Below are 26,183 nucleotides of genomic sequence, written 5' to 3' on the forward strand. Positions count from 1 at the left end.
AGTGGTGCTTGTTTCGTGAAAACCCTCGTCGAAATGTCCGATATCCGCAAGGCGTTCGCCGGCACGGCGGCGCTGAAGGGTGTCTCGATCACGCTCCAATCCGGCTCCGTGCACGCGCTTATGGGCGAGAACGGCGCCGGCAAATCGACGCTGATGAAAATCCTCGCCGGCGTCCATCACCCGGACAGTGGCGCCATCGTTCGCGACGGGCGCCAGGTCGTCTTCCACAAGCCGAAGGATGCGCTGGAAGCCGGCATCTCGACCGTATTCCAGGAACTGTCGCTGCTGCCCAACCTGACGATCGCCGAGAACATGTTTCTCGGTCGTGAACCGACCACTGCCTTCGGCGGTATCGACCGCCGGCGCATGCGGCGCGAGGCGGGCAGGGCGCTTGCCGAGCTCGGCCTCGCGCTCGATCCGGGCACGCTGGTCTCGAGGCTCAGCATCGCCGAACGGCAATTCGTCGAAATCGCGCACGGCATCATGACAGATGCCAGCGTGTTCATCCTCGACGAGCCGACGGCGGCGCTGAACGCCGCCGACGTCGAAGTTTTGAACCGCCACATCCGCAGGCTGAGGGATGAGGGCAAGGCGGTGGTCTACATTTCGCACCGCATGGACGAGATCTTCGCCATTTGCGACACCGTCACCGTCCTCAAGGACGGCGAACTCGTCGGGACCAGGCCGGTCGCCGAGATGACTCCGGCTTCGCTGATCGCGATGATGGTCGGTCGCGAGCTCGCCGACCTCTTCCCGCAGCGCGGCAATGCCCCCGAACCCGTTGTGCTCTCGGTCGAGGATTTTCGCATCACCGAGCGTTCCAGGCCGTTCTCGCTGTCGCTCAGCCGCGGCGAGATCGTCGCGCTGGCCGGCCTGGAGGGGCAGGGCCAGCAGCGCCTGCTGCGCTCGCTGGTCGGCCAATACCATCCTTTCGCCGGCCGTGTGACGATCAAGGGCAAGTCGCTGCCGTTGCCGGTGCCGCCTGGCGGCGGGGTGCGCCGGCTGCAGGCGATGGGCGTCGGCTTCGTGCCGGAGGACCGAAAGGAGGACGGGCTGTTCTTCGGCCTCTCCGTCGCGCACAACATCGTTTCCGCGCTCCATTCGAAACGGTCGGAATTGGCGCTCGCCGCCGGCTATCAGCGTCTGATCGCCGACACGATGTCGAGCCTTGCGGTGAAGGCGAGCGGCCCGACCGCCGCCGTCGGCACGCTGTCGGGCGGCAACCAGCAGAAGGTGCTGCTCGGCCGCTACCTCGCCGCCGACATCGACATCCTGCTCGTCGAGGAGCCGACGCGCGGCGTCGACATCGGCGCAAAATCCGAGATCTACCGGCTGCTGCGCGACTTTGCGCAGAAGGGCGGCGCGGTGCTGGTGCTGTCGCGCGAGACGGTCGAGCTGATCGGGCTCTGCGACCGCATCTGCGTCGTCCACAACGACACGATCGTGAGGGAAATGCCTGCAGCCGAAGCCACGGAGCACAACATCCTCGACGCGGCGCTCAGCGCCAATGGGGAGGCCAATAGTAAACGAGGTGAGCGCCGATGACAGCCATCAGCAAACGCCTGACGGGCGCAAGGGGATCGCGCCAGGGCATGTGGATGCTGCCCTTGCTGATCGCGCTGGCGATCGCGCTCTGGCTGAGCCTCGAGACCGCGCAGTTCCTCAATGGGGAGAACCTGCTCAATCTGGTGCCGCAGGCGATGCCGCTCGTCATTACCGCGGTCGGCCAGATGTTCGTCATCCTGCTCGGCGGGCTCGATCTTTCGGTCGGCTCGATGATCAGCTTCACGACGGCGGTGCTTGCGCTTGGCGGACCCGCCTGGCTGCTGATCCCGGCCGTGTTCGTGCTGGCCGCGCTGGTCGGCTTCACCAACGGCTTCATCATCACGCGCTTCAACGTGCATCCGATCATCGCGACGCTGTCGATGCAGTACATTTTGCTTGGCATCACGCGGGTGCTGCGGCCAGTGTCCGGCGGCACCGTGCCGGATATCGTCATCAGCGCCGTCGCCGGCTCGTTCCTCGGAGTGCCGATGCCGGTATTCTGGGGGATCTTCACCCTCGCGGTTGCCTGGAAGCTCGTCTACGGCTCGCGCTTCGGGCTGCACCTTTTCGCGATCGGCGGCGGCGTGTCGTCGGGCGTCGAGGATGCGGCGCATAATTTCGGCATTGCCGACAGGCGCAACGTCATCCTCGCCTATGTGATCTGCGCATGTTTCGCGGCCCTTGCCGGCGTCTTCCTCGCCGGGCGCATCGTCTCGGGCGACCCTAATGTCGGGCTGCTCTTCGAGCTCGACGCGATCACGGCGGTCGCCATCGGCGGCACCCAGCTTTCCGGCGGCATCGGCAGCCTGCACGGCACGGTCATCGGCGCGCTCGTCATGGCGCTGCTAGCCAACGGCATGAACCTGACGAATGTGTCGCCCTTCATCCAGACCACAATAAAGGGGGCGATCCTGCTTCTGGTGGTCGCCCTGCAATCGCGCAAGAAAATGGGGTTGTAAGTGGCTGCCGCTCTCACCAACCCCGTCATGCGCCGCCTGCTTCGCATCCCGCCGGCCTACTACGTCTTTGCCGGGCTGCTTTTGGTTTTGTGGATCGCGCGGCCGAACATGCTCAACCTCAATGTCATGGGCATATTCGTGCGCCAGATCGTGCCCCTCGGCATATTGGTGCTCGGCCAGCTCCTGGTGATGCGGGTGAGAAGCATCGACCTGTCGGGCGGCGGCGTCATCCTGCTCATCAACTACACCATCTCGTCCGGCGTCTTTCCGGGCGCCTCCATGACCTTCTTGATTGTCCTGGCGTTGGCCATCGGCCTCGCCGTCGGGTTCTTCAACGGCCTGATGGTCGGAGTCAGGCGGGTCTCGGCCGTCATCGTCACGCTTGCGATCGGCATCGTTCTCGTCGGGATCGTGCAGTATCTGTCCAGCGGCAAGCCGCCCGGCGATGTGCCCGGCATGTTCGGCGACATCTACAACACCAAGCTCGGCCCGGTGCCGACGCCCGTGATCTTCTGGGTAGCGGTTTCGGCCGCGCTGTCGCTGTTCCTGTCACGCACGGTCTTCGGCCGCTATGTGACCTCGGTCGGCGAGAGCGTGCAGGCGGCACATTTCTCCGGCGTCCCGGTGGCTCGCACGGTGGTGCTTGCGCATACGCTCGCCGGCCTGTTCGCGGGGGTTGCGGCGCTGGTCCAGACGGCGTCGATCGCGGTCGGCAGCGTCAGGGTCGGCCTCGACCTGCCGATCCTGGCGGTCGCCGCAACCATCCTTGGCGGCGTCGTCTTCGGCCGCGGGGAAGGTGGCGTCTGGGGTCCCTTCTTCGGCGTGCTGTCGTTCGCGCTGCTGTTCGTCGTGATGACCACCTTCGGCGTCGACGAGCCCGGCAAGCTGATCGCGCAGGGCCTCATCATCCTGCTTGCGGCGATCCTCTACGGGATCAGGAGCAGGTCGACGTGACGGCATTTTTGAGGGGACGAGGCCGGAATGGCCAATGATCAATCGCATACGGAAAAATGGATTGGAGACATGACCAAGAGATCGATTTTGTGCTTTGGAGATTCGCTGACCTGGGGATGGATCCCGGTCATGGAGGGATCGCCGACGCATCGCTACGCCTATCAGGACCGCTGGACGGGTGCGATGGCCTCGCATCTTGGCGACGGATACCATGTGATCGAGGAAGGCTTGAGCGCCCGCACCACCAGCCTCGACGATCCCAACGATCCGCGCCTCAACGGCAGTGCCTATCTGCCCTCGGCCATCGCCAGCCACCTGCCGCTCGATCTCGTCATCGTCATGCTCGGCACCAACGACACCAAGTCGTTCTTCCGCCGCACGCCTTACGAGGTCGCCAACGGCATGGCCAAGCTCGTCGGCCAGATCCTCACCAGCGCCGGCGGCGTCGGCACGCCTTATCCGGCGCCGCAAGCGCTGGTGGTCGCGCCGCCGCCGCTGACCCCAATGCCTCATCCCTTCTTCCAGGGCATGTTCGCGGGCGGCCATGAGAAGACCGCCGCGCTCGCGGCCGAGTATCGCGCCATGGCCGATTTCATGAAGGTCGATTTCCTCAACGCCGGAGATTTCATCACCACCGACGGCTGCGACGGCATCCACTTCACTGCTGAGAACAACCACGACCTCGGCAAGGCGATAGCCGCCAAGGTCCAGGAGATATTCGCGCGCCGGTCCGATCGCAAGGTTGCTTGAGGGCGGAGTGTTTTTTGCCGCGTATCGGCCCCTCCAGACCGATGCGCCGATTGCGGGACCGGCGCGGCACCGCCGGCCCGCATTTTTACAAGGCAGTACCGTCGGATGATGGTTCCTTCGGAACGTTGACGGGCCCCTAACTCGTTTGGGTTAGCTGTCGCTAAATTATCGCATTGACGAAAGTGTCCAGTCGAAGCGCGATGCCAGCCATGCCGTATGCTTCCTTGGCACGCGGCAGAGGCCCTGGTGGACCCACCCAACAGTACAGCACCGGGTCGGGCTGGCTCGCGTCTTGTGGAAGCAGGCGCGAGCCAGTTTGGCAACAAAAAAGCCCACCAGCAAAGCTGGGGGCAGCTTTTGGGGTAAATAGTTGGCCAGCCTGCGCAAAGGGGAGGAGCGCAGGCTGGCGCTAGAGAATAGCTTGACGAGGAAGAATGTTCCCTACCCCTTTCGAGTGAGCCCTCGCCTCATCCAAATGGCCGTGAACAAAAACATTGGCGGTCGCTCATGGCGGAACGTGGCGCGAACGAAAGAGAACCTTGCGGCGACGTGCCCATGGCGCGGCACGCTCGCGAGAACATTGTCCCGATCGCCAGGTCTTTACGAAGAGGTTCTCAGGCTGCTTCTCCTTGTTGGTCTTGCAACTTCATCGGCTTCATCGGCGCTTGCTTCAGCCTGCACCGCCCAAGGCCGGGCTGGCGGACCGGAAGGTGACGCCGTTCGGTCCCTTGCCGACTTGATAGGACTTCAGGACCGACTGGTCCTTGACCGAGATTCGCGACACAGTGCCGTCGACGATGTTGGTCACGAAGACGAAGGTGCCGTCATCGCTGACGGCAACGCCATGCGCTCCGGCGCCGGTGTGGATCGTCTTGACGGCCCTGCCGCTAGCGACGTCGATCACCGAGACTGTGTTGTCAGGTGCGACCTCGGTGCCCTGGTTGGCAACGTAGACGAAGCGACCGTCGGGTGTGGCGTGGACCTGGATGGGTGAATGCCCGACCTCGATCCGTCCAATCACCTTGCGGGTGGACGTGTCGATCACCGCCACCTTGTTCTCGTCCCGTAGCGAAACATAGACGCGGCTGCCCTCGGGCGTGAAGGCGACCTGCACGGGAGCTCGGCCGACTTTGATCCGCGCAACTTCCTCGAGCTCGGCTGCGTCTATGGCGGACACAGTGCCACTCTCGACATTGGCGACGTAGATGAATTTTCCGTCAGGGCTCATCCTCAATCCATGCGGATAGTCGCCGGTCGGGACCGTCGCGATAACCGCGCCGTTCTCGAGATCGATCACGGAAACGATATTGTGTTCGGAGTCCGTGACGAAGGCTCGCTTGCCGTCGGGGTCGGCGATGACATGGGCCGGATGTGCGCCGGCGGGAAAGGAAGCGATCGGTCCCAAAGCCAGATTGGCCGTGTCAAGGACGATGAGCTTGCCATCGGCACCCATGTCCATTTCGCCCATCCCGCCCATCTTGCCGTGCTCGGCGCCCTGGCCGTTTTCACCTCCACCGTGATCGTCGGCGGAGCGCGAGACCCCTACCACAAGCAGCTTTCCCGTGCTCGGGACGAACTGGACGTTGTGCGGCATGACGGCGACCGGAATGGAGTCGACCCTCCCGGTTGAAAGGTCGATCCGGCTGATGGAGCCGCCCTGCTCGTCGGCAGTGTAGACGAAGCCTGAAGCAGCGGGCTCTGTTGCTCCCACCGGCCTGACGAAGTGGGCAGCAGCGGCGACAGCAGCGGCGGCCATCAGGGCCAACAATGTCGTGCGTCGGCTGACGCCCGAGCGGTTTTCGACCGCCAGGGCGACTGCATTGTTTCTGTGATTGTTTCTCATAGTGCTATCCTCGAAATCGGTCACGCGGAGTAGTCGACGACGGTCATCATGCCGGTCGCCATGTGATAGAGGTGATGGCAGTGGAGCGCCCATGTCCCTGGGTTGACGGCGTCGAACGCCACCGTCACTTCGCGCATCGGCGGCACCCAGACAGTGTCGCGCACGGCTCCCGCGAGGCGGCGGCCGTCGACGGCGACCACCTGGAAATGGTGGCCGTGCAGATGCATGGGATGGCCCATCATGCTGGCGTTGCGCAGCGTGAGCTCGATGCGCTCACCCTTCTTGACCGAGATCGGTCGATGGTTGCCCCATGTCCTGCCATTGAGTGTCCAGGAGTAACCCTGCATCGTACCGCCGATCTCGACGGGCTGATTGCAATCCGCAGACGCCATCGCCAGGGGCTTGGCGGCGGCGAGGCAGGACTCGAATGCGATGTCGAGGGCCATTGTCGCCTGGCCGCCAACAGGCGCGATGCGCTTTACAGCGCCGCCCCGGGTAGCCAGCACGAAACCGGTGCGCTCGACACTGCCCTCACGCAGCGCCAGGATCGCCCAAGCTCCAACCTCATCTGGAATGCGCAGCCGGATGTCGATGCGCTGGCCCATAGCGAGCGGAAAGCGATGGCCGCGCACGGGAATGACAGGATTCCCGTCGACGGCGATTGCCTCGCCTTCGAGCGACCCGGTGTCGACCCAAAACGCCGTGGCGGTCGCTCCGTTGATGAGGCGGAGCCGGACCGTGCCGTTCCGCTCTACTGCGAATACTTGCGGATCGTCCAGCGTATGGTCGTTCGCCAGATAGGCGTCATACTCGATGTCGTTGACGTCTATCGGCATGGCCATGCCCTGTCCGACAGACATGCCTGGCATATCCATGCCTGACATGCTCGACATCGAGTGCCCGGCCATGCCACTGTTTCCCGATGCAGGCGCTGATCCGGTCAGCCCGACAAGCAACTCCTCGGGAGTCTTGAAGCTGAAGTCATGGAACAGCACCACGACAGGCTGCTCGTCCGCGCTATCTTCCGTGGGGTCTGTGATGATCAGCGGTGCGGCAAGGAGGTGCTGCTCCTGCAGCGTATGGGCGTGCATCCAATGAGTGCCGGGTGTCGAGATGGGGAAACCGTAGTCGTAGCTTTGGCCCGGCCGCAGCAACGGCTGCGGCAGGTCGGGCACGCCGTCCTGTCCGAATGGCGGCGTCAGCCCGTGCCAATGGATCAAGGTTGGCGCGTCCAGCGCATTTTCGAGCCGGACCCGGAAGCCGTCGGCCGCCGGCATGGCAAGCCCATGCGTGCCGTCGGGCCGGACGAGACCGAAGACCTTGGCGGCACGGCCGGCAACGTCGATGACGCGGGTATCGGCCCGGATGATATTGGGGGCGGCCGCTCGCGCGGCATGAGGAATGATTAGCGGCAGGACAGCGCTCGCAGCGCCGGCAGCCGCCGTGGACGCCAGGAACTGGCGACGGGATATAGGTTGCATTGCATAGCTCTCATGTTCGTGACTTCGGGCCATAACGGCCGATGACGAAGCGCACTGACGCGATGTCGCGTGCGCTCAGGCAGTCACGACAAGCTTGGGAGGACGCAGTCGGATCGGCAGGTCGCCGGGAGAGGATACGAAGGGCGGCGCGGTCGCGACGGGGTGGCTTCCCGAAACCGCGACGAAGAGATGGTCGTCGACCGGAGTGCAGAAGGAACAGCTTGAAGCCGAGATGCCGCATGTTCCTTGATGATGCATCTGGCCAACGTCCTTGCAGGGAGCTTGATGACCATCATGTCGCATCGCCGCAGAGCCATGGTTGTGCTCCGCGGCCCACTGGGCGCCACGCGGAGCCGCTGCCGCGTTGGCATGGCCGTAAAGGACTGTGGTGAACGCCATCAGCAGAGCGAGGCATACGGCGAGCCAACGCGGCCCGCCGAATCCCGACGAGCGCTTCATCGAACGGCCCAGCCTTGATCGGATGCCATTCCGATCCACAATCAAACCCTTCTGCTCGTGGCGGCGAACACCATCTTCAAGTTGATCATATCCCAGAGACCCGGGCAGGAATTTGCTCTAGGTCAAAGAGTTCAGGGCTCTGGAAAGAGGCCTTCCCCAAGTCCTCCTGCACAAAAGCGTGTGACGTCAGCGTGGAGAGCTGGCGAGATGCTTGTTGCCCCGGCATGCGTTCGGAATTGCTGCCGATCGGCTTCAAGCTTTCATGCCGGCTTTAACTCGCGGACGTTGTTGCCCGAACCGGGTGATCCGCGAATTTCGCCGTACCAGTCTTCAGAAAAAGTAGCGGCGGCCCGCTAAGCCATTTGAAAGAATGGTGATCCCGACAGGAATCGAACCTGTGACCTACAGATTAGGAATCTGCCGCTCTATCCTACTGAGCTACGGGACCACGCGGCCAGACACATAGCCGCTTCGGGCCGGTTCGCCAAGGGGTGATGCTGCCCGGTCGCGCGGCGCCTTGCTCCGCGACGTCAGCCAGGCGGGGCGGCGAGGCGAACGCTCGCCGCTGCAAAAGGCGGTCACGCCGCCAGCGCCGTCTCCGCCAGCCTCACCCAATAGCTCATGCCGTGCGGGATGACCTCGTCGTTGAAGTCGTAGGCGGGATGGTGGAGGCCGGCCGAGTCGCCGTTGCCGATGAAGATGAAGGCGCCGGGGCGCGCTTCCAGCATGTAGGAAAAGTCCTCGCCGCCCATCACCGGCTGGATGGCGCGGTGAACATGGGCGTCGCCGGCGACGTCGGCGGCGATATCGCTGGCGAAGACCGTCTCTTCCGGGTGGTTGAAGGTGACCGGATAGTTGGCGTCGTAGTCGACCTCGATCGTCGCGCCGAAGGCCGACGCAAGGCCCGCGCAGATGGCGCGGATACGCTCTTCCGCCTTCCTGGCCACTTCTTTCTTCAGCGTGCGCACGGTGCCGGCGATCTCGGCTTTCTCCGGAATGACGTTGTAGGCATCGCCGGCGTGGAATTTGGTCACCGACACCACGACGGCCTCGACCGGATCGGTACTGCGCGAGGCGATGGTCTGCAGCGCGCCCACCAGCTGGCTGGTGATGACGATCGGGTCGATGGTGCCGTGCGGCATGGCCGCGTGGCCGCCATGCCCCTTGACGGTGATGGTGAATTCGGCGGTCGCGGCCATGATCGGGCCGGGCTTGATGGCGAACTCGCCGACGGGCAGCCCGGGCATGTTGTGCATGCCGAACACCTTCGAGATGCCGAAGCGCTCCATCATGCCGTCCTTGACCATTTCGTTGCCGCCCCCGCCGCCTTCCTCGGCCGGCTGGAAGATCACCGCCACGGAGCCGGCGAAATTGCGCGTCTCGGCGAGATATTTGGCGGCGCCGAGCAGCATGGCCGTGTGGCCGTCGTGACCGCAGGCATGCATCTTGCCGGCAACGGTCGACGCATAGGGTTTGCCGGTGATCTCGTTGATGGGCAACGCGTCCATGTCGGCGCGCAGCCCGATGGTCGGACCTTCGCCCTTGCGGCCGTGAATGATGCCGACGACGCCAGTCTTGCCAAGCCCCGTCACAACCTCGTCGCAGCCGAAGGCCTTCAGCTTGTCGGTGACGAAAGCGGCGGTCTGGAAGACGTCGAAGTTCAGTTCCGGCGTCTGGTGCAGATGGCGTCGCCAGCCGGCGACTTCTTCCTGCATTTCCGCGGCACGGTTGAGAATTGGCATAGTCGGTCCATTTCTTGTTGGGGCAGGCGGTTCAGGTCCGCTTGCTCAGCGATTGTGATTGCCTGGCGTTTTGCCATTTTGGCGTCACATAGGGTAAATAGCACCGCATAGTGCGGTCCGGGGTCGAGGGTCGGTCCGCACCATGCTGGCCATCGCGTAACGAAATCTTACGGAGCCAGCGGCGATTACGGCAAGAGGCGATTTCGGAATAGATCATGCGGCAAAGGCATTTCCTCAACCTATTGCTTGCGGGAGCACTGGCGCTACCGATGTTTTGCGGCGCGGCCCGCGCCAATCCGGTCGTGCTGTTCGACCTGAAGAGCGGCAAGGTGCTCGAGCATCAGGATGCCTTCAAGCGCTGGTATCCGGCCTCGCTCAGCAAACTGATGACGGCCTATGTCACGTTTCGGGCGATCGCCGCCGGCGAGGTGGCGCTCGATTCGCCGATCAAGGTGACGAAGCATTCGGCCGGCGAGCCGCCGAGCAAGATGGGCTTCAAACCGGGTTCGGTGATGCGGCTCGACAATGCGCTGAAGATGATGCTGGTCAAATCGGCCAACGACATCGCCATGGCGGTCGGCGAGAACATCGGCGGGTCGCAGGCGGCCTTCGCCGACCGCATGAATGCCGAGGCCGCCAGGCTCGGCATGGTCGGAACGCATTTCGTCAATCCGAACGGTCTCTATTCCCCGGACCAGTACACGACCGCGCGCGACCTCGCCGTGCTGGTGACGGCGCTCCGCAACGACTTTCCGCAATATGCGCCGTGGTTCTCCATCGAGGGGCTCGCCGTCGGCAAGAAGGCGCTCCCGAACTACAATCTGCTCATCGGGCGCTATCCGGGCGCCGATGGCATGAAGACCGGTTTCGTCTGCTCGTCGGGCTTCAACATGATCGGCTCGGCGACGCGCAATGGCCGCACGCTGGTCGCCGTGGTGCTCGGCGAGAAATCCGCCATCAGCCGCGCCGAAACGGCGGCGAAGCTGCTCGATCAGGGTTTTGACACACCGGCGGCGGGCTCGACGACGCTCGCGGCGCTCAAGCCCTATGGCGACACGCTGTCGCCCAACGACATGCATGACGAGATCTGCAAGAAGAAGCCGAAGGACGAGCAGTCCGAGGCTGCCCCCACCGTGGAAGCCAAGGACAAGCCGAAATCACCCTATCAGGTGAAGCTCGACCATCCGACTCTGATCGCGGTCGGCCTTGGCGGCGCGACCGGACCGGCGCCCAAGGCTTTCGTCGACCAGACCGATCAGAATTACGCCGACGTGCCGCTGCCGACGTGGCGGCCCGACATGCCGCTGCCGGACGGTGCCGCGCCCGCGTCGACCCCGACGGCCGCCGCCGCCGCGCAGGGCGATCAGCCGGCCAAGGCCGCCAACTAGCCGGTGACCGGGCGGATGAGCGGCTTTCCCATTCCCGTCTCGGTGCTCACCGGCTTCCTCGGCGCCGGCAAGACGACGCTGCTCAACAGGCTGCTCAAGGATCCGCAGCTTGCCGACACGGCCGTCATCATCAACGAGTTCGGCGAAGTGGCGATCGACCACCTGCTGGTCGAGCAGGCCTCCGACGGCATCATCCAGCTTTCCGACGGCTGCCTCTGCTGCACGGTGCGCGGCGACCTCGTCGATACGCTGGCTGATCTCGTCGACCGGCTGCAGACGGGCCGTATCGCCAGGCTTGCCCGCGTCGTGATCGAAACCACCGGACTTGCCGACCCCGCGCCGGTGCTGCAGTCGATCATGGCGCATCCGGCGCTGGTGGAGGCCTTCCGGCTCGACGGCGTCGTCACGCTGGTCGATGCCGTCAACGGCGAGGCCGCGCTCGATGGCCATGTCGAGGCGGTGAAGCAGGCCGCGGTCGCCGACCGCATCGTGCTCACCAAGACCGACCTTGCCGATGCGAACGATGTCGAGGCGTTGCGGGCGAGGCTCAGGCAGATCAATCCGGGCGCGGTGCTGCTCGACGTCAACGATCCCGCTACGGGTGCCGCGTCCCTGTTCAATTGCGGCCTCTACAATCCCGAAACCAAGAGTGCCGACGTGCGGCGCTGGCTCGGCGAAGAGGCCGCGCACGATCACGATCATCATCACCACGATGATGAGGACCATGACCATCATCACCACGACCACCGACATGACAGCCGCGTGCGCTCCCACGCGCTCATCCACGACGGACCGGTGCCGTTCTCGGCGATCGAGATGTTCCTCGATCTCTTACGCTCGACGCACGGCGATAAGCTGCTGCGCATGAAGGGCGTCATCGAACTCGCGGAAGATCCGTCACGGCCCTTGGTGATCCACGGCGTGCAGAAGATCCTGCATCCGCCGGCAAGGCTGCCGACATGGCCGGATGGCCAGCGCGGCACCCGACTGGTGCTGATCACGCTCGATATGCCGGAAGACTATGTCCAGCGGCTGTTTTCCGCCTTCACCAACAAGCCGTCTATCGACACGCCCGACCGGGCGGCGCTCGAAGCCAATCCGCTGGCGATCGCCGGGCTGTAGACAAAGGAGGCAGGCAGGTTCAGGCCGCGCCGCCGCGCTCGACCAGGAAGCGATGGCCGCCGGCAACCGCGGCCGTCTCGATCAGCCGATGGCCGGCATCGGCACAGAAGGCCGGAATGTCGATCACGGCAAGCGGGTCGGTGGTTTCGAGCCACAGCCGGCTGCCGGGCCGCATCGCGGCAAGGCGCTTGCGCGCCTTCAGCACCGGCAATGGGCAGTTCAATCCCTTGAGGTCGTAAATGACGGGCCTGGGCAAGGCGAAAGCTCTCAGCCGCCGAACATGCCGAGCAGCTTCTTCTTCAGCTTCGAGACAGTACCTTCGTCAGCACTGGCCGCCTGTGTCTCAGCCGGCTGGGCAGGCGCCGCCTCGACGCCCGCCGTGGCCACCTGCTGCTGGGCTGCCTGCTTGGCGGCTTCCTTCTCGGCCAGAGCCTGCGCCTTGGCTTGCTCCTTGGCGGCCTTGGCCGCCTCGATCGCCGCCAGGTGCTGTTCCTCGGCCTTGCGCTTGGCCTCTTTCTCGGCGTCGAGCGCCGCCATCTTGCGGCCGAGCGGCGAATCGATGCGGCCCATGCGCACCGTCTCGGTCACCGAGCCGTCGGCATTCATCGACGGCGGGTCGATCGGCACCCGCTCGCCACGTGCGCGGCGCTTCGACCAGTCGGAAACGAGGCTGGCTTCCTTGATGCCGGCAATGGTCGGCTTGGGCGCCACCGAGCTCGACTTCACTGCCGAACTGAAGGCCGCGTCGTAGCTCTTCTCATAGTTGGCATAGGCCGTCTTCAGCGAGTCGGGCTGCGTCGTTGCCGGGCAGGGGCCGGTCGGGTCGAAGGTCGTGCCTTCGGGCGCCACCTGGTTGAAGACGTAGCGCTTCTCGCAGACGTCGACCTTGGGCGGCACCTTGGTGATCTCGAAATTGTCATAGCCGACCTTCAGCATCTTCCAGAACTCGTAGTTCGGGTCGTTGCGATAGCGCGCCATGTTGGCGGCGGTCATGCGGAACGGGAAGGCCTGGATCTGGAACTCGGTCTGGCCGCCCTGGAAGGCGTCACGGCCGAAGGCATAGATCTGCTCGATCTGTGCGTCGGTCATCGAATAGCAGCCGGAAGACGAACAGGCGCCATGCACCATCAGATTGGCGCCGGTGCGGCCGTTGGCGCGGTCATAGGCATTGGGGAAGCCAATGTTGAAGGACAGATGATAGTTCGAGCGCGGATTCATCTGCGACGGACGCACCGTGTAGAAGCCTTCCGGCGCCTGGCGGTCGCCCTCGGTGTATTTGGGGCCGAGCTTGCCCGACCATTTGCAGATGTCGTAGGTGGCGACGAGATCGTAGCGGCCGTTGGTCTTGGCCTTCCAGATCTCCAGCTTGCCCTCTTCCTTGAAGATGCGCGCCATCACCGAGGAGGTGCGCACCATGCCCTTGGCCTTCATGTCGGCCAGAATCTTGTCCGGCAGCGGCTTGTTGGCCTCCGGCGCGAAATTCTTCATCGACGAATCATTGCAGCCGGCGACGCCTATCGCGGCGATCAGGACTCCGGTGCGGGCAAGCTTGGCAAACATCGATACGGCTATGTCTTTTCTCTCGGGTCAACGGCTTCGGCTTGGCCGGCCCCGCAGGCTGAACACCAATGGACCGTAAGCCCGTTAACCTTGAAAATTCCTTACCGCAAGCTTCGACGAACCCCTCACGGCGATTTTCATTGAGCCGAATCCAGCGGCATTTTTGTGGCGAAATTGTTCATTGCCGCCACAGTTTACCACGGGCAGCCCGATTAAAGCGCGCCGCGTTGAAACGGATTCAGGCGACGCGCTTTAAGTTCTCGTCTTGATGCATGTCGTTCTCCCAAAACCGCTGCGCACTTTTGGGCGACATGCACTAAAGGCTGCGGCCCATCGCCAGGTATTTCTCGCGGCGCTGTTCGCGGAAATCGATGTTGGCGCCGGCAAAGTCCTTCATCGTCTTGGCGATGAGGTCGCCGGTGGCGGTGATCACCTTTTCCGGTGCTCGCTGGGCGCCGCCCATCGGCTCGGGAACGATGGCGTCGATGATCTTCATCTCGAGAAGGTCCTGGGCGGTGATCTTCATGCTCGTCGCCGCGTCCTTGGAGCGGGTGGTGTCGCGCCACAGGATCGAGGCGGCGCCCTCCGGCGAAATCACCGAATAGATGGCATGCTCCAGCATATAGACGCGATTGGCGGTGGCGATGGCGATGGCGCCGCCCGAGCCGCCCTCGCCGATGACGACCGAGATCGACGGCACCTTGAGCGCCAGGCAGGCGGAGGTGGAGCGCGCGATGGCCTCGGCCTGGCCTCGCTCCTCGGCGCCGACGCCGGGATAGGCGCCGGCCGTGTCCACCAGCGTCAGAAGCGGGATCTTGAAACGGTCGGCAAGCTCCATCAGGCGCACCGCCTTGCGGTAGCCTTCCGGCCGCACCGAGCCGAAATTGTGCTTGATGCGGCTTGCCGTATCCGAGCCCTTCTCCTGGCCGATCACCGCCACCGGCTCGCCGCGGAAGCGGGCGAAGCCGCCGACGATCGCCTGGTCGTCGCCGAAATTGCGGTCGCCGGCCAAAGGCGTGAAATCGCTGAACAGGCCCTTGATGTAGTCGACGCAGTGTGGCCTGTCGGGATGGCGCGCCACCTGCACCTTCTGCCAGGGGGTGAGCGCCTTGTAGAGGTCGCGCAACGCATCGCGCGACCGCTTTTCCAGTCGGCTGATCTCGTCGGCGACATCGACCGCCTCGCCGTTCTCCGCGAGCTTCTTCAGCTCAAGGATCTTGAGTTCCAGATCCTGCACCGGCTTTTCGAAATCGAGGTAATTGTACATGCTTGGGCGGACCGATCCGTCGGAAGGCAATGGCTGGCGGAACCCTGGAAATGCTGGCTCCGGGCGGTGGAACGTCGCCCTCACATAGCGATATGAGGCCTAGTCGGCAAGCGGATGATGATCGTTGACCAGTCGCACCAGCCGCTCCTCCAGCACATGGGTATAGATCTGCGTGGTGGAGATATCGGCGTGGCCAAGCAGTTGCTGCACGGCTCTCAGATCGGCCCCGTTCTGCAGCAGATGACTGGCGAAGGCATGGCGAAGCACATGCGGCGAGATCTTGGCCGACGCGATGCCGGCCCGAGCCGCTAGACCCTTGAGGTCGCGGGCAAAGACCTGCCGGGAGAGATGGCCGCTTTCGGAAGAAGCCGGAAACAGATAGGAGCTCTCGGCAAAGGCCGGGCGCTCGGCCCTGGCTTCAAGCCACGCCCGCATCGCGGCGCGTGCCTTGGCCGACAGCGGCACCATGCGCTCCTTGTCACCCTTGCCGCGTACCATGAAGAAACGGTCGTCGCGCTGCGCCACCGTCACCGGCAGGCCGACCAGCTCGGAAACACGCAAGCCTGTGGCGTAGAGCACCTCGACGAGGGCATGCAGGCGCAGCGCCGCCAGCCGGTCCTCGTCCGGCGCGGTGCGGCCCGCCTCCTCCGCCGCGCGGTCGAGCAGGCGGCCGGTCTCGGCCTCGGTCATGGTCTTCGGCAGCGGCCGGCCCTTCCTCGGGCTGTCCAGCGTTCCGGTCGGGTCGTCGCCGCGCAAGCCTTCCGTATAGAGGAATTTGAAGAACTGGCGGATCGTAGACAGTTTGCGCGCCTGCGAGGTCGGAGCGAAGCCGCGCGCGGCGATGTCATCGAGATAAGCACGGATGTCGGCCGCGCTCGCTCGCGCCAGCCCGCCGCCGATGGCTTCGGAGGCGTCCTCGAGGTCGCGGCGGTAGGAGGAAAGCGTGTTCTCGGCCGCCCCCCGCTCGGCACTCATCATCTCCAGAAAGGCTTCGATGCGGGCGGCGCTGTTCATCTGGCCGGGATCAGTTCTTCTTCGGATTGAGCTTCTCGGCGGGAATACGCACGCTCATTTCCGCCTGCTTCGGCTCCACGAACATCGCCAGGGCGAACATCACGCCATAGGCAATGCCTGCAAGAACCGCCAGCGTCACGACAAAGCGAAACAATGTCGGCATTAAAGTCTTCGCCCGTCTTCTTGTTCTGCGATTCCAACCCCTGTGCCCTTATGGGACGCCAATCCGGCCAATTCAAGGACGAAGGATTTGGTCGAGAAAGGTTCCCGGTGAAAAGCGTTGGATGCGGTCCGCTCGCGGCGCCGTGCTTGACGCAAACTGGCTTTTGATGTCGATACGGCGCAAAGAGGGTTCCGCATGAACGCGCTGCCAGCAAATCCGCCGGACGAAGGCCGTGTCGCTCTGCTCGGGCGGCTCGGCACCCGTTCCATCGTCTTTGTCGGCCTGATGGGCGCCGGCAAGACGGCGATCGGCCGCAAGGTGGCAACGATGCTTTCGCTGCCCTTCATCGACAGCGACCAGGAGATCGAAAGCGTGTCGCGCATGACGGTGCCGGAACTGTTCGAGCGCTATGGCGAGCCGGAGTTCCGGGCGCTGGAGCAGCGGGTGATCCTGCGTCTGCTCGAAAATGGACCGCAGGTGCTGTCGACCGGCGGCGGCGCCTTCATGAACGCGCAGACGCGGGAGGCGATCGCCGCTCACGGCGTCTCTGTCTGGCTGAAGGCCGATCTCGATCTGTTGATGGAGCGGGTCTCGAAGAAGCAGAACCGACCGCTGTTGAAGAATCCCGATCCGCGCGGCGTGCTGGAGAAGCTGATGGACGAGCGTTATCCGGTCTACGCCGCGGCCGACATCACGGTTCCGACCCGCGACGACCGCAAGGAAGTCATCGCCGGCGAGGTGGTGTGCGCGGTTTGCGCCTATCTCGGTGTCGCCGCGATCGCGACCAGCGACGAGGTGGAACAGTGAGCCAGACCGAACCGGTAAAGGTCGGGGTCGGACTTGGCGACCGTGCCTATGACATTTTGATCGGGCCTGGCCTGCTCTCCGGCGCCGGAGCGGAAATTGCCGACCGCCTTCCCGGCACGCGCGCGGCCATCATCACCGACGACAATGTCGCCGCCGCGCATCTCGGAACGCTGAGGTCCGGCCTGGAAAAAGGCGGCATCCAGGCGGCCGTCATCACGCTCCCGGCCGGCGAAAAGACCAAGAGTTTCGCCCATCTCGAAGAAGTGGTCGACGGCGTGCTTGCCGCCAAGCTCGAACGACGCGACGTGGTGATAGCACTCGGCGGCGGCGTCATCGGCGACCTTGCCGGCTTCGCCGCCGGCATCGTGCGTCGCGGGATGAACTTCGTGCAGGTGCCGACCTCGCTGCTGGCGCAGGTCGATTCTTCCGTCGGCGGCAAGACCGGCATCAACAGCGCCCGCGGCAAGAACCTGGTCGGCGTCTTCAACCAGCCCAAGCTGGTGCTGGCCGATACCGGCGTGCTCGACACGCTGCCGATCCGTGAGTTCCGCGCCGGCTATGCCGAGCTTGCCAAATACGGGCTGATCGACCGACCCGGCTTCTTCGCCTGGCTGGAGGAGAACTGGCAAAAAGTGTTCGCTGGCGGCCAGGAGCGGACGGAAGCCATCGCCGAGGCCTGCCGCGCCAAGGCCGACGTCGTTGCGCGCGACGAATTCGAGACCGGTGACCGCGCCCTGCTCAACCTCGGACACACGTTCGGCCATGCGCTCGAAGCGGCCACGAATTATGACGGCGCCCGCCTCGTCCATGGCGAGGGCGTCGCCATCGGCATGGCGCTGGCGCACCGTTTCTCGGCGCGCCTCAACCTGGCGAGCCCGGACGATGCCGAGCGCGTGGAAGCGCATCTTCGCGCCGTCGGCCTGCCCTGGCGGATGGCCGACATATCGGGCGATCTGCCGGACGCCGAAGCGCTGCTCGGCTTCATCACTCAGGACAAGAAAGTCTCGCGCGGCGCGCTCACCTTCATCCTGACGCGCGGCGTCGGCCAGGCCTTCATCGCCAAGGACGTGCCGCCCTCGGAAGTGCTGGCGTTCCTGAAGGCGAGCCATCCCGAACGGCTCAAGATGAGCCATTCCAGATGATCGACGCCGGCTGGATCGCCGCAGCCGTCCTTGCCGCCGTCATCCTGCTGGCGTTTCTTTTGCGCACGCGCCTCTTCGCCGCGCTCGGCTACAGTCTGCAACCGATCGAGCCGATGGCGCCCGAGGACGATGAATCGGACGAGAACGGCGACGACACCCGCCGCAACGGGCAGACGCGCGAGGACCGCAACCGGCTGGGCGAGCTTTTCGAACTCGAGGAGCTCGAAGTGTCGGACGTGATGGTCCATCGCACCAACATGCGCTCGGTCAACGCCGACGATCCGCCGGAAATGGTGGTGCGCGAGATCCTGCAGAGCCCGCACACACGCATGCCGCTGTGGAAAGGTTCGCTGGACAACATCGTCGGCGTGCTGCACGCCAAGGATCTGCTGAGGGCGCTCAACGAGGTCGGCAACGACTTTTCCAAGATCGACGTGACAAAAATCGCGTCGAAGCCATGGTTCGTGCCCGACACCACCACCTTGCAGGAGCAACTCAACGCCTTCCTGCGCCGCAAGGCGCATTTCGCCATCGTCGTCGACGAATATGGCGAGATGGAAGGACTGGTGACGCTGGAGGACATCATCGAGGAGATCGTCGGCGAGATCGCCGACGAGCACGATGTCGACATGCAGGGCGTCAAGCAGGAGGCCGACGGCTCGGTCGTCGTGGACGGCACGGTGCCGATCCGCGATCTCAACCGGGCGCTCGACTGGGACCTGCCGGACGAGGAGGCCACGACGATCGCCGGCCTCGTCATCCACGAGACACAGACCATCCCCGAGGAGAAGCAGGCCTTTACCTTCCACGGCAAGCGATTCGTCGTGATGAAGCGCGACAAAAACCGTATCGCAAGGTTGAGGATCCGGCCCGCCGGCGACGGCTAAAGCGCGTCGCGCTGAAACGGATTCATGCGACGCGTTTTAAGTCTTTGTTTTGATGCATGTCGTTCTCCCAAAACCGCTGCGCGCTTTTCCCGGAATTGCCGTAGGGGTCGGGGTCAGAGATCCTTTGTCGAACGCTCGCTGAGCATCGCACCCGTTTCAGTGTCGATCGCCGCCAGGCTGACGTCGTAGCCCCATAGGGTTCGGATATGGCGCAGGGTCGCGTCGCGGCTTTCGTCTTCGAGCAGGATGCCGTTCTTGACATTGTGCTGCAGCCGCAGATGCCGGTCGCCCAAGAGGTCCACGTCAACCACCTGGATGTCGGGCCGGCTCGCGCCCACGTCGTAGCTTTGCGCCAGCGCGGACCGTATCTTGCTGTAGCCGCGTTCATTATGGATCGAGGCGACTTCGTAGTGCGGCTCGTCGGCGCCGTCGGCCAGCACGAAGAGCCGCCATTTGCGGATCAGGGCCGGGCTCAGATATTGGCGAATGAAGGATTCGTCACGGTGATTGGCCCAGGCATCGAGCAGTGTGTCGCGCCAGTCGCCACGGCCGGCGATGTCCGGAAACCAGTCGCGGTCCTCCGCCGTCGGTTCGGTCGACATGCGCTGGATGTCCTGCATCATGTCGAGCCCGAGGGCATAGGGATTGATGCCGGAGAAGCGCGGGTCGTCGAAGGCCGGCTGGAAGACCACGTTCGAATGGTTGCGCAGGATCTCGAGCATGGCGCCTTCGCTGATGCGGCCACGGTCGAAAAGCGTGTTCATGATCGTGTAGTGTACGAAGGTGGCGCAGCCTTCGTTCATCACCTGCGTTTGGCGCTGCGGATAAAAATACTGCGCAATGACGCGGACGATCCTGACGATCTCGCGCTGCCAGGGCTCGAGGACGAGACTGTTCTTCTCGAGGAAATAGAGCAGGTTTTCCTCCGGCAAGTTGAGCGATTTCTTCCGCTCCGCCACGCCGTCGTCGCGTGTTCCGGTCTTGTCGGCTTCATGCGAGGGCGGCAGCGTGCGCCACAAGTCGTTATAGGACCGCTCCTCGTATTCGAGGCGCTCGCGGAGCCCCTCGCGCTGCTGCTCCGACGACAGCTTCGGGGGTCGATGGTAGCGGAAGACGCCCTGCTCCATCAGCGCATGGGCGGAATCGAGGATCGCCTCTACCGCTGCCAGGCCGTGCCGTTCCTCGCATCGGGCTATGTAGCTCTTTGCAAAATCGAGATAGCTCAGGATTCCCCCGGCGTCGGTCCATTGCCGGAAGAGATGATTGTTCTTGAAGAAGTGGTTGTGCCCAAGCGCGGCATGGGCGGTCACCAGGGCCTGCAGGGCCATGGTGTTCTCTTCCATCAGGTAGACGATGCAGGGATTGGAATTGATGACAAGTTCGTAGGCCAAACCGCGAGCGCCCTTGCGGTAGAGAAGTTCGTCATAGAGGAAGCGTTTGCCGAACGACCAGTGCCGATACATCAGCGGCATGCCGACCGAGGAATAGGCATCGAGCATCTGCTCGGAGGAAATGACCTCCATCTGCACCGGATAGATGTCGAGGCGAAGCTCTTCCCTGCCGATCGCCTCGATCTCGTCGTAGACGCGCGACAATTTGGCAAAATCCCAGTCCGACCCGGAAAACAGCAGCTCGGATTTGCGCGCCTGACTGACCATCGGCTGCCCCCGCCTTCACGCGGTCTTGCGCAGGTCGGGCTGCCTGGCGAACAGCTCGCGAAAGACCGGATAGATATCGGCCGGAGCAGCGATGCGCCGCATCTGGAAATTCGGCCATTTGCCGTCGACAGCGTTGTAGGCGCGCCAGAGCGATGTCCCGTTCTCGGTCGAGCCGAAAATGTGGCTTTCCCGTTCGTCGATGATCTCCACATAGGCGAAATACTGGCAAAGGCGCATGAGCTTGCGATCGAGGAGTTCTATGCAGCGCTCGGAATCGGTGGCGAAGTTGTCGCCGTCGGAAGCCTGGGCAGCGTAGATATTCCATTCCGCGACCGGATAGCGCTCCTCGATGATGCGGTGCATTTCCTCAAGCGCCGTGGAAACCACGGTGCCACCGCTTTGCGTGTGGTAGAAGAACGTATGCTCGTCCACCTCCTTGGCCTCATGGGTGTGGCGAATGAAGACGATCTCGGTGCGCTCATAACGCCGCGTCAGGAACAGATGCAGCAGCACGAAGAAGCGTTTGGCCAAATCCTTCTCGCGCTCTCCCATCGATCCAGAGACGTCCATCAGGCAGAACATGACCGCGCTGGCATTTGGCACCGGCTGGGGATCGAAGCGATTGAAGCGGATATCGACCGGGTCGACATAGGCAATTCGCTTGCGCCGGCGTTGAAGCCGATCAAATTCCGTGCGCAGGGCCGCGAGGCGTTCTCGTATCGCCGGGCTTGGCGGCTTCGATTCCAACTCGGCAATCTGCCTGGCAATCGCGTCCAGCTCCGCCTGCTTGGGACGCCCGAGCGCGATGCGGCGCCCATGGCTGTTTCGCATCGTGCGTCCGACATTGATGTTGGTCGGCGCCCCACTTGCCGTGAAGCCTGCCCGTCTTGGCTTGAAACTCAGTATCTGCTTGAGATTGAGCTTGACCAGATCGGGCAGTTCGAGGTCCTCGAAGAAGAGGTCGAGCACTTCCTCGCGCGACAGGACGAAGCGAAAGTCGTCCTCGGATTCCGTGGTCCCCGGACCCGAAGGGCCAGCGCCCCCGCCGCCAGGCTTGGGGATCAGATCGCCGGGGCTGAACGACCTGTTGCCGGGCAGGACGTGCTGGCGCTGTCCGCTGTCCTTGGCGTTGTTGAAGGTTGGTTCGCCGGTGCCTTTGCGAGGCATCGGCACGGCATGCTCGCGGTCGATCTCGGCGATGCCGCCCGTGCGAACCTTATCGCGGATGCTGCGCTTGAGCTCGTCCCGGGCGCGCCTGAGGAAGCGCTGACGATTGCCCAGGCTTTTGTCCTTCGGGTTGAGGCGGCGGTCGATGAAGATCGGCATGGAACCGTTCGGGCTTGCTCAACCCGCCTTGTTCACGCGCATGTACCAGTCGACCAGCCGGCGCACCTGCCGCTGTGTATAGCCGCGCTCCACCATCCGCTGCACGAACTCGTTATGCCGCTTCTCCGTGACGCTGTCCTGCTTGGAACCGAAGCTGATCACGGGCAGCAGATCTTCGACCTGGCCGAACATGCGCTTCTCGATAACCTCGCGAAGCTTTTCATAGCTCGTCCAGGACGGGTTGCGGCCGTGATTGCGCGCGCGTGCGCGCAAGGTGAATTTGACCACTTCGTTGCGGAAGTCCTTGGGATTGGCGATGCCCGCCGGTTTCTCGACCTGCGACAACTCCTTTTCCAGGACCTCGCGATTGAGGATCTGGCCTGTATCGGGGTCCTTGAAGTCCTGATCCTCGATCCAGGCATCGGCGTAGGCGATATAGCGGTCGAAAAGGTTCTGGCCGTATTCGCTGTACGATTCCAGATAGGCCTTCTGGATCTCATGACCGATGAACTCGGCATAGCGTGTCGCCAGTTCCGACTTGATGAATTCGAGATAGGCGGCTTCCGTTTCCTTCGGGAATTGCTCGCGCTTGATCGCCTCCTCGAGGATGTACATCAGGTGCACGGGATCGGCGGCGACCTCCTTGGTGTCGTAGTTGAAAGTCTGGGACAGGATCTTGAAGGCGAAGCGCGTGCTGACCCCGGTCATGCCTTCGTCGACACCGGCGGCATCGCGATATTCCTGGACCGACTTCGCCTTCGGGTCGATCTCCTTGAGGTTCTCGCCATCATAGGCGCGCATCTTGGTGTAGAGCGGCGAATTCTCGTGCTCGGCAAGGCGGGTCGAGACGGTGAAGCGGCTGAGAATGTCCAGCACCTCGGGCGCGCAGGGACTGTTCGCCAACTCGCTCTCGCGCAGCAGCTTCTCGTAGATGTGCCTTTCCTCGGTGATGCGAAGGCAATACGGCACCTTGACCACGAGGATACGGTCGAGGAAGGCCTCGTTGTTCTTGTTGTTCTTGAATTGCTGCCATTCCGATTCGTTGGAGTGCGCTACGACGATGCCCTGATAGGGGAAGGAGCCGAAATTCTCGGTGCCGTTGTAGCTGCCTTCCTGGGTTGCCGTCAGCAACGGGTGCAGGACCTTGATCGGCGCCTTGAACATTTCGACGAATTCGAGCAGGCCCTGCGTGGTCCGGTTCAAGCCGCCGCTGTAGGAATAGGCATCCGGATCGGACTGGCTGAAGTGTTCCAATTGCCTGATGTCGACCTTGCCGACCAGGGCGGAAACATCCTGATTGTTCTCGTCGCCAGGCTCGGTCTTGGCGATGGCGATCTGACGCAGACGCGACGGCGACAGCTTGACCACGCTGAATTTGGAAATGTCGCCGGATAGCTCGTCGAGGCGCTTGGCCGCCCAAGGCGAGATGAGGCCGTGCAAGCGACGGCGGGCTATCCCGTATTTATCTTCCAGCAAATCACCCATCCGGTCGGGATGGAAAAGGCCGAGCGGCGATTCGAAAATCGGGCTGATCTGGTTGCCGACCTTCAGCGTATAGATAGGACGCTGCTCCATCAGCTTCTTCAGCCGTTCGGCGAGCGAGGACTTGCCGCCGCCGACGGGGCCGAGGAGGTAGAGGATCTGCTTGCGCTCCTCGAGACCCTGCGAGGCATAGCGGAAATATCCGGCGATGCGCTCGATCGTATCCTCCATTCCGTAGAAGTCGGAGAAGGAGGGGTAAATCTTGACGGTGCGGTTCGAGAAGATGCGGCCGAGTCGCTCGTCCTTGCTGGTGTCGACCAGGTTCGGCTCGCCGATAGCCTCGACCATACGCTCAGGTGCCGAGGCATACATGGATTTGTCCTCTCGGCATCCAAGCAGATACTGTTGGAGGCTGATCTCTTCCTGGGCCGCGTTGGCGTAAATCTCCGAAAACAGATCGAAGACGTCTGATTGGTTCTCGCGCATGATGTTTTGCCTCGGAGCCGATAGGCTGCCAATCGGCTCATCGTTCCTTCAACTGTCGGAAAGCGCCGTTTGTTCCCGACAAACGCAATAAGCCAGCTGCGATCACTGAGGTTTGAGGAACCGCGCCGCGTGGCCGGAAAGAAGCGCCGCGTTGCGCGTCCCGATGCAGACTAAAAATCGCCCACCCGAATCAACAGCCAGGATCAGTGTGCGCTCGGTCGACCCATTTGCCAACCCATAACGGACGCGTCGACGCTGCGGTGCATTGTCGCCCGACAGATAGCTACCTATCCAAGAGCTTCAAGGGGGGGTGACCGGTTTTCGCAGCTACATGTCGTGGTCGGGAACATAGAGGCAGAACGAATGCTGCGACTTCGCGTCGCCGCCTGGCTTGCATTCGTGAAAGAACTCGTCGCGCGAGCGCTTGATCCGGCTGTCGGAGTAGGGGATGACCTCTCCGGTGGAGAGCTGGTATCCATACTTCGTTTCCTTAACATCGGACGTGGGTGCCTGATAGCAGTCCATTCCCGAGCAACATGAGCTGTCGTACTGCCAGCCCTTGGGCGACTGATGCGCGATCGCTGGAGCCGGAAGGAAGGCCGCAAGCGCAATTGCCGCAAGCAGCCGCAGAAGCCGCAAGCCGCCTCGGCGACCGTTGCTGTGCGCGGCTGGAACTCGATACGTCTTCATCATTGGTGGTCACCGTTCGGAAGCGCCGGCCGAGGGCATCGGCTCTCCGGTCTGACTAGCAATCCGCCCGGCAATCAAAACTGCCAGACCGGGGAAATGTTCCATGGTCCTGCTCGGGCGGCCGGGTTGCGCGCCGGCGCATTTGATGGTGCGAAAGGGGTGCCGGCCCACCGCCGACGCGCCGGCCGTGCGGCCGATGAACAATCCTTAACTGGACGCCCGCCGAGCTTGCATGCACTCTGTTTTTGTCTGGTGGGGGCCGAGGCGGTCGGGGCAGAGGGGCAGTCAGGAGATGATGATGATCGATCGGCGCCACTTTGTCCTTGCGTCCGTTGCCGCGCTCATGCCGACGGCTGCGTCGGCAGCCCGGCGCTTGCGCCAGCCGGCGCCACGGACGCTCGACTATGGACCGGCCAAGCTCGACGTCTACGCGCGGGAGGGCGCCAAGGGCGATCCGGTCGTCTTCTTCATCCATGGCGGCGCCTGGCGGATCGGCAACCGCTCCAATGTCAATGCCAAGCCGGGCTTCCTGCTCGCCGACGGCTTCCTGTTCGTCTCGATCGACTACCGCATGCTGCCCACGGCCGATGTCGCGACCCAGGCAAGCGACGTCGAGAAGGCTTACGGCTATGTGCGGGCCAACATAGCCAAATATGGCGGCGATCCCGACCGCATCGTGGTGATGGGCCACTCGGCCGGTTGCCATCTCGCGGCACTGACGGGGTTTCGCGGCGGCTTGCCCGGCGTTGCCGGGCTGGTGCTCGATGACACCGAAGCCTATGACATCGAGGCCCTGGCCAAGGCGCAGGGCGGCAAGCTGCGGCCGATATACGCGCAGGCGTTTTCGGATCCGAGCCAATGGCGGGCGTTGTCGCCCGCAACCTATATCGGCAAGGGCAAGCATCCGCCCGTGTTCATCGCCTATTCGAACGCGTCGATCCGCGCGGCCATGGCCCATGATCTCGCGGACCGGCTGCGGGCAGGGGGCACCAAGGTCACGCTGTTCGACGGCAGCGCCTATTCGCATATGGCGATCAACCGCCGCGTCGGTGAGGACGGCGATGCGCTGACTGCAGCGGTTATGGCCTTCCTGAAGGCAACGGTCGCCTGATCGTCGGCGAAACTGGATCACGTCAAGGTCGGTGGAAGCGGCCCGCGCCGACACATGCGAACGCTTCGAGGCGCTGCTCGACGGCGCGCTGTCGCGCCTGGGGCCGTTCCCCACCGAAGCGGTGATTTGGGGCGGTTCATCGTTTCGCGGAAACGCTGAACCGCTCTATCCCTTTGTTTTTGACGCATTCCGGATGGTGGCTACGGCGAAGTCGCCGAGCCTAGGCGTTCGCCATTTTCCTGGAACTGCTCAGAGCGGGCTCGGGCAGCATCGGTCAAGCTCCGCCGAGGAGTTCGACGGCATGGTTCGGGTGCCGGTCGATCCATCCTGATGATTGGTCAGCCACG

The 26,183-nt window shown here is 63.5% G+C and carries 23 protein-coding genes and 1 tRNA gene; 11 read left to right on the forward strand and 13 right to left on the reverse strand.

What is annotated here, in order from left to right:
- Positions 1-15: 15 nt before the first annotated feature.
- The 4 genes from QAZ47_RS09010 (at position 16) to QAZ47_RS09025 (ending at position 4,208) form a co-directional block, all read left to right on the forward strand.
- Positions 16-1,545, forward strand: a complete 1,530-nt coding sequence (locus QAZ47_RS09010; protein ID WP_278232993.1) for a sugar ABC transporter ATP-binding protein — start codon at positions 16-18, stop codon at positions 1,543-1,545.
- On the forward strand, positions 1,542-2,504 hold the full coding sequence (locus QAZ47_RS09015; protein WP_278206376.1) for an ABC transporter permease: 963 nt from the start codon (positions 1,542-1,544) through the stop codon (positions 2,502-2,504). The genes QAZ47_RS09010 and QAZ47_RS09015 overlap by 4 nt, the downstream gene beginning before the upstream one ends.
- On the forward strand, positions 2,505-3,458 hold the full coding sequence (locus QAZ47_RS09020; RefSeq protein WP_278232994.1) for an ABC transporter permease: 954 nt from the start codon (positions 2,505-2,507) through the stop codon (positions 3,456-3,458).
- Positions 3,459-3,527: 69 nt separating this feature from the next.
- The gene (locus tag QAZ47_RS09025; protein WP_278206380.1) at positions 3,528-4,208 is read left to right on the forward strand and encodes an SGNH/GDSL hydrolase family protein; all 681 of its coding nucleotides are present in this window, start codon (positions 3,528-3,530) and stop codon (positions 4,206-4,208) included.
- A 670-nt stretch (positions 4,209-4,878) separates the two neighbouring features.
- Here QAZ47_RS09025 and QAZ47_RS09030 read toward each other — a convergent pair.
- The 4 genes from QAZ47_RS09030 to QAZ47_RS09045 form a co-directional block, all read right to left on the reverse strand.
- On the reverse strand, positions 4,879-6,051 hold the full coding sequence (locus tag QAZ47_RS09030; RefSeq protein WP_278232995.1) for a cytochrome D1 domain-containing protein: 1,173 nt from the start codon (positions 6,049-6,051) through the stop codon (positions 4,879-4,881).
- A gap of 20 nt (positions 6,052-6,071) precedes the next feature.
- Positions 6,072-7,532: a multicopper oxidase family protein gene (locus tag QAZ47_RS09035; protein ID WP_278232996.1), complete on the reverse strand. Its 1,461-nt coding sequence runs from the start codon at positions 7,530-7,532 to the stop codon at positions 6,072-6,074.
- A gap of 830 nt (positions 7,533-8,362) precedes the next feature.
- Positions 8,363-8,439: transfer RNA gene (locus QAZ47_RS09040), tRNA-Arg, on the reverse strand.
- Between the two features lie 130 nt (positions 8,440-8,569).
- Positions 8,570-9,733 carry a M20 aminoacylase family protein gene (locus QAZ47_RS09045; RefSeq protein ID WP_278232997.1) on the reverse strand — a complete coding sequence of 388 codons (1,164 nt, stop codon included), beginning with the start codon at positions 9,731-9,733 and terminating at the stop codon, positions 8,570-8,572.
- A 215-nt stretch (positions 9,734-9,948) separates the two neighbouring features.
- Between QAZ47_RS09045 and QAZ47_RS09050 the strand changes: the two genes are divergently transcribed.
- On the forward strand, positions 9,949-11,121 hold the full coding sequence (locus QAZ47_RS09050; protein WP_278232998.1) for a D-alanyl-D-alanine carboxypeptidase family protein: 1,173 nt from the start codon (positions 9,949-9,951) through the stop codon (positions 11,119-11,121).
- A 15-nt stretch (positions 11,122-11,136) separates the two neighbouring features.
- Complete coding sequence (locus QAZ47_RS09055; protein WP_278232999.1) at positions 11,137-12,243, forward strand: GTP-binding protein; 1,107 nt, start codon at positions 11,137-11,139, stop codon at positions 12,241-12,243.
- A gap of 19 nt (positions 12,244-12,262) precedes the next feature.
- Here QAZ47_RS09055 and QAZ47_RS09060 read toward each other — a convergent pair whose 3' ends face one another.
- From QAZ47_RS09060 to QAZ47_RS09080, 5 genes are all read right to left on the reverse strand, one after another.
- Complete coding sequence (locus tag QAZ47_RS09060; RefSeq protein WP_278073614.1) at positions 12,263-12,499, reverse strand: sulfurtransferase TusA family protein; 237 nt, start codon at positions 12,497-12,499, stop codon at positions 12,263-12,265.
- An 11-nt stretch (positions 12,500-12,510) separates the two neighbouring features.
- Positions 12,511-13,803 carry a murein L,D-transpeptidase family protein gene (locus tag QAZ47_RS09065; RefSeq protein WP_278233000.1) on the reverse strand — a complete coding sequence of 431 codons (1,293 nt, stop codon included), beginning with the start codon at positions 13,801-13,803 and terminating at the stop codon, positions 12,511-12,513.
- Positions 13,804-14,119: 316 nt separating this feature from the next.
- Complete coding sequence (locus QAZ47_RS09070) at positions 14,120-15,070, reverse strand: acetyl-CoA carboxylase carboxyltransferase subunit alpha (protein ID WP_278206387.1); 951 nt, start codon at positions 15,068-15,070, stop codon at positions 14,120-14,122.
- Between the two features lie 99 nt (positions 15,071-15,169).
- Positions 15,170-16,084 carry a site-specific tyrosine recombinase XerD gene (locus QAZ47_RS09075; protein WP_278233001.1) on the reverse strand — a complete coding sequence of 305 codons (915 nt, stop codon included), beginning with the start codon at positions 16,082-16,084 and terminating at the stop codon, positions 15,170-15,172.
- 10 nt (positions 16,085-16,094) lie between these two features.
- Entirely contained in the window at positions 16,095-16,247 is a 153-nt protein-coding gene (locus tag QAZ47_RS09080) for a histidine kinase (protein ID WP_278207805.1), read from the reverse strand.
- 195 nt (positions 16,248-16,442) lie between these two features.
- Between QAZ47_RS09080 and QAZ47_RS09085 the strand changes: the two genes are divergently transcribed.
- From QAZ47_RS09085 to QAZ47_RS09095, 3 genes are read left to right on the forward strand one after another with little or no spacing between them, the layout of a single operon-like run.
- Complete coding sequence (locus QAZ47_RS09085) at positions 16,443-17,054, forward strand: shikimate kinase (protein WP_278233002.1); 612 nt, start codon at positions 16,443-16,445, stop codon at positions 17,052-17,054.
- A complete protein-coding gene (gene aroB / locus QAZ47_RS09090; protein ID WP_278233003.1) occupies positions 17,051-18,196 on the forward strand; it encodes a 3-dehydroquinate synthase in 1,146 nt (381 codons plus the stop codon). Before QAZ47_RS09085 ends, aroB begins: the two co-directional genes overlap by 4 nt.
- Positions 18,193-19,083: a transporter associated domain-containing protein gene (locus tag QAZ47_RS09095; RefSeq protein WP_278233004.1), complete on the forward strand. Its 891-nt coding sequence runs from the start codon at positions 18,193-18,195 to the stop codon at positions 19,081-19,083. The genes aroB and QAZ47_RS09095 overlap by 4 nt, the downstream gene beginning before the upstream one ends.
- Before the next feature lie 113 nt (positions 19,084-19,196).
- Here QAZ47_RS09095 and QAZ47_RS09100 read toward each other — a convergent pair whose 3' ends face one another.
- The 4 genes from QAZ47_RS09100 to QAZ47_RS09115 all read right to left on the reverse strand — a co-directional run bounded on the left by QAZ47_RS09100 (position 19,197) and on the right by QAZ47_RS09115 (position 24,674).
- Positions 19,197-20,741 (reverse strand): SpoVR family protein, encoded by a 1,545-nt coding sequence (locus tag QAZ47_RS09100; protein ID WP_278233005.1) that lies wholly within the window; start codon positions 20,739-20,741, stop codon positions 19,197-19,199.
- 15 nt (positions 20,742-20,756) lie between these two features.
- Entirely contained in the window at positions 20,757-22,067 is a 1,311-nt protein-coding gene (locus tag QAZ47_RS09105; RefSeq protein ID WP_278233006.1) for a YeaH/YhbH family protein, read from the reverse strand.
- 18 nt (positions 22,068-22,085) lie between these two features.
- Positions 22,086-24,035 carry a PrkA family serine protein kinase gene (locus tag QAZ47_RS09110; RefSeq protein WP_278206396.1) on the reverse strand — a complete coding sequence of 650 codons (1,950 nt, stop codon included), beginning with the start codon at positions 24,033-24,035 and terminating at the stop codon, positions 22,086-22,088.
- Positions 24,036-24,362: 327 nt separating this feature from the next.
- Entirely contained in the window at positions 24,363-24,674 is a 312-nt protein-coding gene (locus QAZ47_RS09115; RefSeq protein ID WP_278233007.1) for a hypothetical protein, read from the reverse strand.
- A gap of 349 nt (positions 24,675-25,023) precedes the next feature.
- Here QAZ47_RS09115 and QAZ47_RS09120 point away from each other — a divergent pair, with 349 nt between their 5' ends.
- Both QAZ47_RS09120 and QAZ47_RS09125 read left to right on the forward strand, forming a co-directional pair.
- The gene (locus QAZ47_RS09120) at positions 25,024-25,836 is read left to right on the forward strand and encodes an alpha/beta hydrolase (RefSeq protein ID WP_278206398.1); all 813 of its coding nucleotides are present in this window, start codon (positions 25,024-25,026) and stop codon (positions 25,834-25,836) included.
- Between the two features lie 31 nt (positions 25,837-25,867).
- Positions 25,868-26,167 (forward strand): hypothetical protein, encoded by a 300-nt coding sequence (locus QAZ47_RS09125; protein WP_278233008.1) that lies wholly within the window; start codon positions 25,868-25,870, stop codon positions 26,165-26,167.
- Positions 26,168-26,183 lie beyond the last annotated feature (16 nt).

Source organism: Mesorhizobium sp. WSM4904 (genome assembly GCF_029674545.1).
GTDB lineage: Bacteria > Pseudomonadota > Alphaproteobacteria > Rhizobiales > Rhizobiaceae > Mesorhizobium.